Genomic DNA, 13,648 nt, shown 5'->3' with positions numbered 1-13,648 from the left:
ACTGAATCGGGAACCCGGTACTCATCTCAAACCAGAGCGGAATCCTGGCTTTTTTTCAAGGCCTGATCCAAGTCTTCGATGAGGTCATCCGCCGATTCAATTCCCACAGAGAGGCGAATCAATTCGGGGGTGACACCGGCGGCTTTTTGCTCCTCTTCCGTCAGCTGTTGATGCGTGGTGCTGGCCGGATGAATCACCAGAGATTTGGCGTCGCCCACATTGGCCAAGTGGGAAAAGAGATTCAGGTTGTCGATAAAACGGCGGCCCGCTTCCAACCCGCCTTTGATGCCAAAGGTGAAGATCGCGCCCTGCCCTTTGGGAAGGTATTTCCGAGCCTTGTCATAGGAAGCGTGTCCCGGGAGTCCCGGATGGTCCACCCAAGTAACCTGTTCATGTTCATGCAGCCAGCGGGCCAGTTTTAAAGCGTTTTCACTGTGTCGTTCCATTCGGACATGAAGAGTCTCCAGCCCCTGGAGCAACAAAAAGGAGTTAAAGGGGGAGATAGCAGCGCCTAAGTCCCGCAAAAGCTGGACCCGCGCCTTGGTGATATAAGCCAATTCTCCGAGCGCCTCCGTATAGGAAATCCCATGGTAGCTGCGATCCGGTTCCACCAGGCCGGGGAACTTCCCGTTGGCCCAATCAAACTTGCCGGAATCGACAATCACGCCCCCGATGGAAGTCCCGTGACCGCCGATAAATTTGGTAGCGGAATGAACGACAACATCGGCGCCAAACTCGATCGGCCTTAAGAGGTGCGGCGTCGCCAACGTATTGTCCACGATCAGCGGAATACCGGCTTCGTGTGCAACATCAACCACCCCTTCGATATCCAGGACGTCCACTTTGGGATTGCCGAGGGTTTCACCAAAAACCGCCTTGGTTTTATCCGTGATGGCCTTTTTGAAATTTTCCGGATCCGACGGGTCGACGAAATGCACCTGAATACCCAGCTTGGGAAATGTGTGGTGAAACAGATTGTAAGTACCGCCGTACAGACTGCTGGAGGCGACAATCTCATCCCCGGGACCGGCGATGTTCAACAGAGAATAGGTGGTCGCCGACTGACCGGAGCTGACTGCGAGTGCTCCGACACCGCCTTCCAGGGCGGCGACACGCTGTTCAAATACATCCTGGGTCGGGTTCATGATCCGGGTGTAGATGTTGCCCGGCTCCGCCAGGGAAAAGAGATTGGCGGCGTGCTCCGTATCGTTGAACGTATAAGAAGTGGTCTGGTAAATCGGGACCGCTCGGGCGTTGGTGGTCGGATCGGGCTCTTGCCCCGCATGGACCGCGAGGGTTTCCGGACGGAATGACTTTCGCTCTTCACTCATGAGATCTCCCCCTTATGGATGTAAAAAACCTCTTCCCAATAAGAGAAGAGGTTGTAGTGACGCAAACCCTTCCCTTATCTCTCAGAAGGCCTTTCGGCTCCTGCAAGAATTGGCACCTTCCGGATCATCGCCGGGGTTGCCGGGCTTCATCGGGCTTGTCCCTCCGCCTCTCTCGATAAGAGTGTGTTATCAATGATTATATTGTTATTCCCATCTGAAAACTTGTACTTTATTATACCGGTGCCTCTTTCCACCGTCAACAGCTAATCTTCATTTTTCGGGGCTACTTTTTATAAAAAGGGGAATCACCGGCATTTCCGGTCGGAAGAAATCGATTGTAGAAGCCGTCGAAGGTGTTTACAATAGCTTCAGGAACGTTTGACCACAAATTTCTAACAACCCCTTTCCCACCGTCATATCTTAATGTGAATCACCCATCCAACCCAAATACGGGGAGTGTGACAGATGAACTCGGCTTACCGACGCTGGTTGGAATGCAAGGAGCTGGACCCGAAATTGAAATCGGAACTCGCCTCCTTGTCCGAAACCGAAATCGAGGACGCTTTCTACCGATATTTAGACTTCGGCACCGCCGGAATGAGAGGAATCCTCGGGGCAGGCACCAACCGCATGAACCTCTACACCGTTCGCCGGGTCACCGAAGGGTTGGCCCGAGAACTGGGAAGACAAGGAGAAAAAACGAAAAAGAGAGGTGTCGTCATCGCCTACGATTCGCGCCGTCAATCCCCGGATTTTGCCGAAGAAGCCGCCGGTGTCCTCGCTTTTCACGGTATTCATGTCTATCTTTTTCCATCTCTCCGTCCGACACCGGTGCTCTCCTTCGCCATCCGGCATCTGGGGGCCGCTGCAGGCATCATGGTAACAGCCAGCCACAATCCTCCGGAATACAACGGATATAAGGTATACGGAGACGATGGAGCCCAGTTGCCTCCTTCCCAAGTCCAGAACATCCTGCGAGAGATCGAAGGGATCGAGGATGAACTGAATCTGAACGCCTGGACGGTGGAACAAGGGGTGAAAGCCGGGAACATCCATCGATTAGGGGAGGAAGTGGATACCGCTTATATGGATTATCTCCTCTCCCTTTCCTGGCAAAAGCGTTCCCCCCGCAATGAAAAACTGCGGGTCGTCTTTACCCCGCTTCATGGAACCGGCAACCAACCGGTGCGCCGCGTCCTTCGGGAGCTGGGTTTCACCCGGGTTTATGGAGTCCGGGAACAGGAACAGCCTGACCCGGATTTTCCCACCGTCCCCTCCCCGAATCCGGAGTCGCAGGAAGTATTCGATTTGGCCGTAGAACAGGGAAAAACGATGGGTGCCGATATTTTAATCGGTACCGACCCCGACGCCGACCGCCTCGGACTTCTGGCCAAAAACGCCGACGGAGAATATATCGCTTTCAACGGCAATCAAATCGGTGTTCTTCTTTTGTCTTATCTGCTGGAACAGCGAAAGGCTCATCAACGTCTTCCCGAAGATGGAGTCATCATCAAAACCGTGGTTACTTCGGATCTGGGCCGCTCTGTTGCGGCTTCCTTCGGTGTTCAAACGGAGGAAACCCTGACTGGATTTAAATATATTGCGGAAAAAATCAAAGCTTATAAAACCTCCGGAAAAAAATCATTTCTGTTCGGATACGAGGAAAGTTACGGCTGCCTGATCGGGACATCCGTCCGGGACAAGGACGCCGTTCAGGCGGCGATGATGTGCTGCGAAATGGCCGCTTGGTATAAGGAGCAGGGGCTTACTTTATTGGATGTGCTGGAGAAAATCTATCAAAAACACGGTTATTACTCGGAAGACCTTTTCTCTTTTACGTTTCAGGGAAAAACCGGGCAGACAAAAATGAACTGGCTGATGCTTGAACTGAGAGAACATCCCCCTGAATCCATCGGCGGAATTCGCGTTGTAAAGCTCAAGGACTACGCCCATGGCTTGGATGACCTTCCACCCGCCAACCTCCTTAAGTTTCACTTGGAAGACGGAAGCTGGATGGCCGTCCGTCCCTCCGGCACCGAACCCAAGATCAAGTTTTACTTCAGCGCCGTCGCAGAAAACCGCAGGGAGGCGGAAGGGAAGCTGGAGCGGATGAAGCGGTTGATTCGGGAAGTCCTTATGAGGTAAGTTCCAGCCATATCCACGGATCAAAAAAGGCGGAAAGCCCTGTACGAGCTTTCCGCCTTTCTTCATCGGTTCATTCTCCGGCTTCCCCCAACCGCTTCAGCAAATTCTGCCGTTCTTGTTCAAATCCGGGTTTGCCCAAAAGAGCGAACATGTTTTTCTTATAGGCTTCCACCCCGGGCTGGTCAAAGGGATTGACTCCCATCAGATAACCGCTGATCCCGCAGGCCTTTTCAAAAAAGTAGACCAGCTGGCCGAAGGTATAAGGGGCAACCTCTTCAGCCGTGACAACCAGGTTAGGCACACCGCCGTCGGTGTGGGCGAGAAGGGTGCCTTGAAATGCTTGCCGGTTGACATCATCCATGGTTTTCTCGGCCAGATAGTTGAGGCCGTCCAAGTTGTCAGCGTCCTCCCGGATCGTGATCTCCTCCTGAGGTCGTTTCAACCGAACCACGGTTTCAAAGAGGTCTCTTCGCCCCTCCTGGATATATTGGCCCATGGAGTGGAGATCGGTCGTAAAGTTGACCGAGGCGGGGTAGATCCCCTTATGGTCTTTCCCTTCACTCTCCCCGAACAACTGCTTCCACCATTCGGAAAAATACTGCAGGGAAGGTTCATAGTTGACCAGGAGCTCGACGGTTTTCCCTTTTCGGTAAAGAATGTTTCGCAAGGCAGCGTATTGATAGGAGGGATTTTTCGCCAAGCTCGGTTCCCGGTAGGCCTCTGAAGCATCCCGCGCTCCCGCCAGCATATCGTCCACATCGATTCCTGAAGCGGCAATCGGCAACAGTCCCACCGGAGTGAGGACGGAGTAGCGTCCACCTACATCATCGGGGATGATAAAAGTCTCGTATCCTTCTTCATCAGCCAGCTGTTTCAACGCCCCCTTCGCTTTGTCCGTCGTGGCATAAATGCGGCGTTTCGCCTCTTCCTGTCCGTAGTGTTCCGTCATCCAATCCCGAAAGATGCGGAAGGCGATCGCCGGTTCCGTCGTTGTTCCCGACTTGGAAATCACGTTGACGCTCACCTTTTTGCCTTCCAGATGCTGCAGCAGATGAGCCGTATAGGTGGAACTGATATGATGTCCGACAAAATGAATCGCCGGACCTTGCCGCTTGGAGGCTGGAAGCTGGTTGTAAAAGGTATGAGTCAGCATCTCCAGTGCAGCCCGAGCGCCCAGGTAGGAGCCGCCGATCCCGATGACAACCAAGGCGTCGGAATCGGAGCGGATCTTTTCCGCTGCCTGCTTCACCCGGTCCAGTTCCTCTCGATCGATCATTGAAGGGATATCGATCCACCCGAGAAAATCATTTCCGGCACCCGTCCCCTGATGCAACTGTTCATGGGCCGCCTGAACCGCCGGCTCCATCTGTGTCAATTCGTGTTCCCCGAAGAAGCCGAGGGCACTGTTATAATCGAAGGTTAATCGCTTTGCCATAAGTACCTCCTGTTTACACGGTGTGCGTTTTATTCTGAACGAAACCAATCGAGATTATTGTATCGGATCGGTGAGACCTTTTCAAAAGTTTTGGCGTCAATCGCATGTGTAAACCGTGACCATGAGGACCATAAGAAACGGAAAGGGTATCTGCCTCAGGGATCCGGAATCGGTCCTGAGGGAGACAGCAATCCGAATCGCCGTCTCCTTCACCATTTGTTTGTCTCCTCAACCCTATTTAGAAACCGGCTGCCCTAAACGGATCGCTTTCTATTACCGATCCGTCTCGGGAATATGTTCATATTCTTCCGGATCAATCTCATAGACATCACCGGTTGCGACCGAATCCAAAATCCCTTCCAGGCCGGTTTTCACCGCTTTCACCAACTGTCCCCGCATCTTTTGCCCCATGCTCTGGGTTTGGCCTCGCACCTCGAACAAGACGGTACCGCTCCCGTTCAGAGCGAAGGATCCCAAAGCGGTTCCCGGCAAATCGATATCCTGAGGATAAAGAGAGATGTTTTTAAAAGGTGAATTCCCCATCTGCTGAAGCGCCTGATAAGCGGCCACATTCAACTGTCTCGAGAATTCGTAGTTGTATTCATCCGCGTATTCCTTATATTCGGATTCGGGACGGTTCGGGTCGGCCACGAATTTGCCGGATAACGACAGAGTCACCAGATCATCCGTTCCGCCTACATGATAATAGGGACCTTGATGATGCAGATCGATATACACATCCACTTTTCCGTGTTGCTGTTTCAGGGACTGATAGGTATCCCGGATGGTTTGCGATTCAGGAGTCACATACCAACCCGGTTCTGAAGAAGATCCAGGGAAATCCTCCGGACGCGGCGTGTAATTCAAATCCGGGTTAAAATCCCGGTTCACGTCAAACCCCGGCCTTTTACTATAGTCATGTCCCTGCAGGGTACCGGTATAATAGTTCCAAGCCGGCTTCACGCCGGTCAGGTTGGGGAAGTCCTGAACCACTTCATCCCAGGTCATGTCATTGCCCCGGCGGTTCCGTTCGGCTGCGTCCGGGTTCATTTGCGGTACAGCGACCAGCGTGATCTCATCGCGCATCTTTTGCGCTTTTCGGGAATCGCCGCCGAGGAACTGAAGAATCCGGACCAGGGCTTCGGTACCGGTGGGTTCATTTCCGTGAATCTGGCTGGTAATCAAAACTACTTTGTCACCGGATCCCACTGTGGCCCGGTGGATGGTCCGTCCCCGATTGGAAGTCCCCGCCGCTTCCACCTCGACTCGGCCCTGACTGTTTTTCTCCACTTGACGCAGCTTTTTTACCAACTGCTCATAACTCAGAAAACCGGAGGTGGATAAATGACCTTCATCTGGTGTTCCGGGCTTTGTTTGCGGTTGATCGGCAAACGCGGCAGGCCATACTCCAAAACTGAAAACCAAGCAGGCCAAAAGCAAAGCTGTTTTTTTCATTCTTTTCCCCTTCCTTTTTCGAGTGATTTCCCGGATTTAAGCTACCGACACCTATCCCCGCACCATCACTCCCTTCCCCTTTATCTTTCGACCGCCAAAAGAAATAATCCTCCGAATTTTACATCCCTTTACACACCTGTCTTTCACCGTCGTCCTTTCCCTGTCATAAATTAATAGAAAAGAAACAAGGAGGTTTTTCAAAATACAAATCACCGTTCAGGGACCCGCTTCCTTCCAGGACAGTTTTGTAGGCCAGGCCCATTCGGATACCAACTATGACGGTTCTGCCTATCTCAGTATGGGCAACCACTCTACGCTGGGGACGACAAGAAGTTATCTTCGGTTTGACTTACCGGAGATTCCAAAGGGATCCCGCATCAACTGGGCAAAGCTCAACTTCTTTCACACCGGAGGTGACACGACGGAGGCCCGAATCGAATTGTATCCGGTGGCCGATGTGTGGGAAGAATCCAGCATCACTTGGGACAGGCAGCCCAAACAGTATTTTGCATATTCCAGCCATACTGTCAGTGACCGCGGCTGGGTTTCCTTTTGGATCACCCAGCTCGTCCGTGACTGGTACAACGGAACCCCCAACTACGGGGTCTGTCTGAAGCGACAAGGAGAAGACCTATACCGAAAATTGTTTTATTCATCGGATTACACCAGGGACACTTCCCTTCGACCCTCTGTCACCATCGATTACACACCTTCAGGGGACCAAAAGGGAGAGTACCGCATCTATTGGGTCGATCAGTTCCATGAAGGAGCCAAAGCACCCCGGCAGGTCGACCGGTTGATCCAAGATGCCAAAACCTCCAATGCCAATGCGATTTTCCTTCAGGTTCGGCGCCGGGCGGACGCTTATTATAACAACAGCCTGGAACCGAAAACCGAGGACCCGCAGTTACAGCCGGGATTCGACCCCTTGGCCGATACCATCACCAAAGCCCATGCGGAAAACCTTGAAGTCCACGCCTGGTTTGCAACGATGAAGATCTGGAATCAAACCACTCCTCCCGCCGCTTCGGATCATATCTACAACACCCATGGAGACGCCAAAAAAGGAACCGCCGATTACTGGTTGAGCGAAGACCGCCAGGGGAACAACCGTTTTAATCAGGAAGCTGTTGTCGATCCGGGTCATCCGGCAGTCGTTGACTACACAATTGACGTGATGGCCCATGTAGCGGCCAACTACGACGTCGACGGAATCCATATCGACATCCTGCGTTACATGGATACCGATTGGGGATACAACCCGACAGCCGTGGCCCGTTACAACCGCCAACACGGCACTTCCGGCCTCCCGGATCCGGAAGATCCCCGATGGCAGGCGTGGCGAAGGGAACAGGTCAACAACCTGGTAAAAAAATCATACGCCACCTTGTTGGGAATCCGATCCGACCTGAAAATATCCGCCGCCACCATTACCTGGGGGAACGGTCCCGCCACAATCGAAGAATGGAACCGAAGTGCGGCGATGACAAAGGTGTTCCAAGACTGGCGCCGATGGATGGAACAGGGATGGATCGATTTCACCGTACCGATGAATTACTATGATGCAGCCCGATCTCCCAGCTCCTTCGACCGTTGGATCCGGTGGGAGAAGGATCACCAATATCAACGGATGACCGTCGGCGGAGTCGGCATCTACCTGAATACCATCGCTCACGGAATCGATCAGATCCGTAAAACGCTGGCAACTTCGTCCTCCGGAAACCGAATGGGAGGGACTGCGTTATACAGCTATGCAGTCACCAACCGGGAGGATGTTGCCAACAATGAATTCTACCGTGCGTTAACCCGATCGAGCCCTTATGACGATCACCCGGAACCGGTCTTTGAAACAGACGCCGCTCCGCCGGAGATGCCTTGGAAATCGTCCTCCACAACCGGGCACCTTTTGGGCCATATCCGTTGCAGCGAAGCAGATACGGCAACCGTCCAAGTCGACGGACCCGAAGCCCGAACCGTTTCAACAGACGGAAACGGCGGATTTGTCGCTACCGACCTCCCGCCCGGAGACTATCGGGTACGATTCAGCGATACGGAACAAAGGTTTACCGTCACTCCGGGACGTGTCACGAAAATCCGGATTCACCGATAAACAACCGCCCCCTGCCTGTTATGAAGGAAGGGGGCGGTCTTTACGCCAATCCAATCTAAACATCTCCCGTTTTAAAGGTTTCCACCTGTGCGCGGATCGCTCGCTCCGCAGGGAGGCGTTCCATACTGGAAGCCCCGAAGAAACCGACAATCCCCTTCGTGGACTGGTAGATATACTGGGCATCCGACGGTTCGGCGATCGGTCCGCCATGGCAGAGCACCAGGATATCCGGATTCACTTTCCTGGCAGCATCATGCATCGCCTGCACCCGCTGTGCCGACTCTTCCAGGGTGATGGCGGTTTCCGCTCCGATGGAACCCTTCGTCGTCAACCCCATATGAGGAACGAGTACATCGGCACCGGCACGGGCCATCTCAACCGCATCCTCTTCATTGAACACATAGGGACAGGTGAGCATGTCCAACTCATGGGCGAGACGGATCATTTCCACTTCCCGATCATAACCCATCTGTGTTTCCTCCAGGTTTTGCCGAAAGACCCCGTCAATCAGACCGACTGTGGGAAAGTTTTGTACCCCATCAAACCCCATCTCCTTCAGCTGTTTCAAAAACACCGGCATCCGGCGGAAGGGATCGGTTCCGCAAACCCCCGCCAATACAGGGGTGTCCTGAACGATCGGCAACACCTCCGACGCCATCTCCGTGACGATGGCGTTGGCATCCCCATATGGCATCAAACCGGCCAGGGACCCTCGGCCCGCCATCCGGTAACGACCGGAATTGTAGATAATGATCAAATCGGCTCCACCCTGCTCCGCAAATTTGGCCGATAATCCGGTTCCTGCCCCGCAACCGACCACCGGCTGCCCCGACTCCACGGTTTTCTTGAGACGGTTTAACGACTCGGTTCTTGAAATAAAAGGCATACGGTTCCCCGCTTTCGATTTGTTTTTGGAGAGATTTAAGCGCTTTCCCCACTCTAATCGAGCAATTCCAATAACTTGTCCGTCGCCGCTTTTGCAAACTCCGGATCGTTGATATTGTAGTCCAATTCATAAACCGGAATTTCTTTCCTAATATATCTTTTAATGGAGGCGAACAAAGCCTCATCCGCTTCCGGCCACCAAAACTCCTTATCCGGAGCGTCCAATGCCGAAACCCCCTTTAGGGGTAAAAATACAGCCGCCGGTCCGGTACACCGATTCGCCTTTTCGGCGAGAATTCTTCCCAGGGCCTCATTTTCCTCGGGATTGGTCCGCATCAGGGTCACATTGGGATTCCACTGATAGATCACCCGGTCCTTGAATTCAGCGGGCACACTGTCCATATCCCAAAAATTGACCATGTCCAGACAACCCGGTGCAATCACCTGAGGCAACCCCCACTTTGCCGCCGCATCCATCCGCGTCGGACCTGCGGACAAGACTCCGCCCACCAGCTCATCGGCCAATTCTGTGGTGGTGATATCCAGCATCCCGGTGATGTATCCCTTCTCCACCAGCGCTTCCATTGTCTGACCACCAGTCCCCGTCGCGTGAAAGACCAGAACTTCGTAGCCTTCTTTCTCCAGATGCTCGGTACACTGGTTGACAGCTGTCGTCGTATTTCCAAACATGGATGCCGTTATCAACGGATTGCCATCGATTTTCGGCTGCTCCGCCTCCACCATACCGACCACTGCGCCGACAGCGTTCGTATAGATATGGGCGCTGAATCGATTAACCCCTGAAACATCCAAAATGGATGGAAACATCACCACATCGCTGATTCCGACATAGGGTTGCGTATCTCCGGAAGCAACCGTACTCACCATCACTTTGGGGACACCGATGGGAAGAGCCCGCAAAGCCGCCGTTCCGATGATGGTACCGTTGGACCCCCCCATCGAAAAACCGGCATCGATCTTACCCGCTTCAAACAACTCCTTGACTATAACCGCCACTCCCTTGGTCATAGCCGACATAGCCAGGGACTTATCCCTTTTTTCTCTCAGTTCCTCCAAGGAGACACCGCTGGCTTCGGCGACCTGTTCGGAAGAGATGTCCGGTTCAATATAAGGGGCTTCGAGAATACCCGTATTGATCAGAAGGGCATGATGGCCCCGCTTCTCGATTTCCTGCTTGACAAAAGCATAGTCCTTTCCTTTGGTGTCCAACGCACCGACGACAGCAATTGTTTTTGACAAAGACTCCCTCTCCTTAAAACAATAATAATATTCCATGTAATCATATAAACGAAAAAAAACAGCCCACTGTTACACCAAACCAACCATTTACCGTCAATAAAAACCAAACAAAAAGAAACCCCGGAAAAATTCCGGGGTTAATCGTTAAAGTTTCTTTTTCTTGAGGTACCAGTCGGTTCCTTCCGTGTTTTCTTTCAACCGTTCCTTCACCCCGGCGTCATTCTGCGGTGCCGGCTCGACCACTTCCTCGCCGGGCCGCCAGTTGGCGGGAGCGGCAACGGCATGTTTATCCGCCGTTTGCAGTGCGTCGACCAAACGAAGCACCTCATCGATGTTCCGTCCGACATTGAGCGGGTAATAAATGATAGCCCGAATCACTTGCTTGTCGTCGATGACGAATACACAGCGAACCGTGGTGGTTTCACTGGCTTCCGGGTGAATCATGCCGTATTTTTGAGCCACTGCCGTCGACAGATCGGCGATGACAGGGAAAGGAACCTCCACGCCCATTTTTTCGCGGATATTATTGACCCAGGCCAAATGAGCCGGAAGGCTGTCGATGCTGAGACCGAGCAATTGAACATCCCGCTTGGCAAACTCATCGTTCTGCTTCGCAAAAGCGATAAACTCCGTGGTGCATACCGGGGTAAAATCCGCGGGATGGGAAAAGAGGAGAACCCATTTGCCTTTATAATCGGAAAGGCTGACCTCTCCTTGTGTAGTCTTTGCGGTAAATTGCGGGGCGGGATCGCCGATTTTCGGAAGGGTGGGGGTCGCTTGCGTTTCGATCTCCGTGGACATGAAAAATACCTCCTAATATGTGAATCTTTTTGGGTCAGGCTTGTTGATGATTCAGCAATGGGATGAGCCATATGGTTCATCAACAAGCCTGTCTTCGGATATGTTGGACTCCAACCTCACGACCGGGGAACGATGAGCTGCGAGACACGGTCCGAAAGAAGCCGGCGATCACCTCCTTTAAAAAAGCAAAAACCCAAGATTCGACCCAATAGGAATGAATTCTTATCAACTTACTTGGTTATCGGTTTCTTTGTATTCTACTAATTTTATAACTACGATGTCAATTGCTCCGAATTGATCCATACAAAAAAACGCCGAAATAAAAATCCGGGTTCATACCGCCTGCAGGGAGAAGGAAGCCTCAGAATCCCGCCGGTTACCGGACACCCCAAAAACGGACGATAATCTCCCGCTGCCGCTCCCTGTCGCGATGACTGGTCAGCCAACTTCCAATAACATACCCGAGCAACGATAAAATCACAGGCAATACGACGCCGTGCATTCCCAGGGGATTCTCCCAAATTCTCCCGAAAACCAGGTAGGACGCCATACCGACAATGATGGAAATCATCGCACCGCAGTCATTTCCCTTCTTCCAGTACAAACCGAGAACAATCGGCCAGATAAAAGCGGCCTCCAGCCCACCAAAGGCGTACAAATTGAGCCAAATGAGAAGTTCCGGCGGTTTTATCGCTGTCAAAAATACCAAAACGCCGATTACCGCCGTCACGGTGACACTGAGGATCTTCACGGTACGAGCATCGGCTTCCGGGCGGATATAGTTCAAATAGACATCCTTGATCAGGGTGGAACTGATTAAAAGCAGAAGGGAGTCCACCGTCGACATGATCGCCGCCATCGGTGCCGCCAGGAAGATTCCCGCCAACCACGCCGGCAACACCTTCAAAGCGAGAACAGGCATCACCGTGTCCCCCACCTCTACCCCGGGAACGACGGCCCGGGCAAAGACGCCGATCAAATGCATCCCCAGCATAATCGCGCCAATAACAAAAGTACCGATCACCATGGCCCGGTGCATCGCCCGCGAATCTTTATAAGACATCGCCCGGACCGCCACTTGGGGGAGTCCGACTACACCGACCCCGACCAGAATCCAGAAGGATGAGACATATAAGGGGGTCAAGGAACCATCCGCTCCGAAGGGTGTGATCAGACGGGGATTCTCCGCCGCCAGCTTTTCCATGATCGGCTCCACCCCACCACCGACCACCACGGTCGCGATCAGCAAGACAACGGTTCCCGCCACCATGATCACCCCTTGAATGGCATCGGTGATCGCCACGGCGCGAAAGCCTCCCACCGCCACATACCCCAGAACCGTGACGGCAAAGATGAACAGAGCCGCCTCATAGGGAATGCCGGTAAAGGATTGAATCAGACGGCCCCCTCCCACCCATTGGGCGGCCATCGCCGAAAACAGAAACAGCAGGATGGCAAAGGAGGACCATAAGACGACTCCCTTACTGCGATAGCGAGCCTGTAAAAAGTCCACCAGGGTGACCGCCCCGATTTTCCGGGACATGATGGCGAATTTTTTCCCCAGCACCGCCAGCGTAAAATATCCGGTCACTAGTTGGGACATGGCGAGCAAGACCCAACCGAGGCCCAGCGTATAAGCCGTTCCCGGACCTCCGAGAAAGCTGCTGGCGCTCCCGTAAGTAGCCGTCAGGGTCATCGCCAGCATAAACCCGCCCAACTCCCTCCCCCCAAGAAAATATTCCTGCAAAAACCGCGGGGCTTTGCCCATATGTTTGGAGGAAAAATAGCCGATGACGAAAACAGCGGCCAAGTACAAAAGCATCGGCCAGACAAGGGAAACATTCATTCGCTTTCTCCACCCCCTTCCTGTTCCTCCGGGGAATCTTCCAAGGAAACATCTTCAAATAAAAAAGTAACGACCGCCCAAACCAAAAAACCAATCACGAAAAAGCCGATGATACAACTGTAAAAAAACCAGTCCGGAAAACCGAGAATATAACGATATTCCTCCACCGGCCTCGACCCCATCCCGTAAGCAAAACCGAACCACCAGAAAAAGTTGAGCAGAGCCAGTCCGACGCCGGTCCCCGCTTCCCGGTTGGCGATCTTATATCGCGGATCTTCCCGCCATCCCGAATCCCGCGCATCCTGATCCTTTTTCACCTGTGCCACCTCCTCAACGATCCAGAAACCATCGCTTGTCCGGAACACGTCTGAATATTCACA

At 53.0% G+C, this 13,648-nt stretch carries 10 protein-coding genes and 1 riboswitch; of the genes, 2 read left to right on the top strand and 8 right to left on the bottom strand.

What is annotated here, in order from left to right:
• Positions 1–26 precede the first annotated feature (26 nt).
• Positions 27–1,331, bottom strand: a complete 1,305-nt coding sequence (locus CHM34_RS15260) for a homocysteine synthase (RefSeq protein WP_094265471.1) — start codon at positions 1,329–1,331, stop codon at positions 27–29.
• Between the two features lie 71 nt (positions 1,332–1,402).
• A riboswitch (SAM riboswitch) is annotated at positions 1,403–1,513 on the bottom strand.
• Between the two features lie 283 nt (positions 1,514–1,796).
• On the opposite strand from CHM34_RS15260, the gene CHM34_RS15255 reads away from it, so the two are divergent.
• Positions 1,797–3,476, top strand: coding sequence for a phospho-sugar mutase (locus CHM34_RS15255; RefSeq protein WP_094265470.1), 1,680 nt, complete (start codon positions 1,797–1,799; stop codon positions 3,474–3,476).
• Positions 3,477–3,546: 70 nt separating this feature from the next.
• On the opposite strand, the gene CHM34_RS15250 is transcribed toward CHM34_RS15255, so the two are convergent.
• Positions 3,547–4,911, bottom strand: a complete 1,365-nt coding sequence (locus CHM34_RS15250) for a glucose-6-phosphate isomerase (RefSeq protein WP_094265469.1) — start codon at positions 4,909–4,911, stop codon at positions 3,547–3,549.
• 273 nt (positions 4,912–5,184) lie between these two features.
• A complete protein-coding gene (locus CHM34_RS15245; RefSeq protein ID WP_094265468.1) occupies positions 5,185–6,366 on the bottom strand; it encodes a M14 family zinc carboxypeptidase in 1,182 nt (393 codons plus the stop codon).
• A gap of 169 nt (positions 6,367–6,535) precedes the next feature.
• Between CHM34_RS15245 and CHM34_RS15240 the strand changes: the two genes are divergently transcribed.
• Positions 6,536–8,476, top strand: a complete 1,941-nt coding sequence (locus CHM34_RS15240) for a family 10 glycosylhydrolase (protein ID WP_338048679.1) — start codon at positions 6,536–6,538, stop codon at positions 8,474–8,476.
• 55 nt (positions 8,477–8,531) lie between these two features.
• On the opposite strand, the gene CHM34_RS15235 is transcribed toward CHM34_RS15240, so the two are convergent.
• The 5 genes from CHM34_RS15235 to CHM34_RS15215 form a co-directional block, all read right to left on the bottom strand.
• Positions 8,532–9,362 (bottom strand): phosphoenolpyruvate hydrolase family protein, encoded by an 831-nt coding sequence (locus CHM34_RS15235; RefSeq protein WP_094265466.1) that lies wholly within the window; start codon positions 9,360–9,362, stop codon positions 8,532–8,534.
• Between the two features lie 53 nt (positions 9,363–9,415).
• The gene (locus CHM34_RS15230) at positions 9,416–10,621 is read right to left on the bottom strand and encodes a Tm-1-like ATP-binding domain-containing protein (protein ID WP_094265465.1); all 1,206 of its coding nucleotides are present in this window, start codon (positions 10,619–10,621) and stop codon (positions 9,416–9,418) included.
• Between the two features lie 144 nt (positions 10,622–10,765).
• Positions 10,766–11,422 (bottom strand): peroxiredoxin, encoded by a 657-nt coding sequence (locus tag CHM34_RS15225; RefSeq protein ID WP_094265464.1) that lies wholly within the window; start codon positions 11,420–11,422, stop codon positions 10,766–10,768.
• A gap of 376 nt (positions 11,423–11,798) precedes the next feature.
• Complete coding sequence (panF, locus tag CHM34_RS15220) at positions 11,799–13,268, bottom strand: sodium/pantothenate symporter (RefSeq protein WP_094265463.1); 1,470 nt, start codon at positions 13,266–13,268, stop codon at positions 11,799–11,801.
• On the bottom strand, positions 13,265–13,585 hold the full coding sequence (locus CHM34_RS15215; protein WP_240512049.1) for a YhdT family protein: 321 nt from the start codon (positions 13,583–13,585) through the stop codon (positions 13,265–13,267). The genes panF and CHM34_RS15215 overlap by 4 nt, the downstream gene beginning before the upstream one ends.
• Positions 13,586–13,648 lie beyond the last annotated feature (63 nt).

Source organism: Paludifilum halophilum, assembly GCF_002245355.1.
Lineage (GTDB): Bacteria > Bacillota > Bacilli > Thermoactinomycetales > DSM-45169 > Paludifilum > Paludifilum halophilum.
The sequence above is the reverse complement of the archived record's forward strand: the minus strand, read 5'-3'. Positions and strand labels throughout refer to the sequence as shown.

Excerpts from the sequence above, each read along its gene's own strand:
- CHM34_RS15260 (WP_094265471.1), bottom strand. The coding sequence starts at position 1,331 with ATGAGTGAAGAGCGAAAGTCATTCCGTCCGGAAACCCTCGCGGTCCAT.
- CHM34_RS15255 (WP_094265470.1), top strand. The coding sequence starts at position 1,797 with ATGAACTCGGCTTACCGACGCTGGTTGGAATGCAAGGAGCTGGACCCG.
- CHM34_RS15250 (WP_094265469.1), bottom strand. The coding sequence starts at position 4,911 with ATGGCAAAGCGATTAACCTTCGATTATAACAGTGCCCTCGGCTTCTTC.
- CHM34_RS15245 (WP_094265468.1), bottom strand. The coding sequence starts at position 6,366 with ATGAAAAAAACAGCTTTGCTTTTGGCCTGCTTGGTTTTCAGTTTTGGA.
- CHM34_RS15235 (WP_094265466.1), bottom strand. The coding sequence starts at position 9,362 with ATGCCTTTTATTTCAAGAACCGAGTCGTTAAACCGTCTCAAGAAAACC.
- CHM34_RS15225 (WP_094265464.1), bottom strand. The coding sequence starts at position 11,422 with ATGTCCACGGAGATCGAAACGCAAGCGACCCCCACCCTTCCGAAAATC.
- panF (WP_094265463.1), bottom strand. The coding sequence starts at position 13,268 with ATGAATGTTTCCCTTGTCTGGCCGATGCTTTTGTACTTGGCCGCTGTT.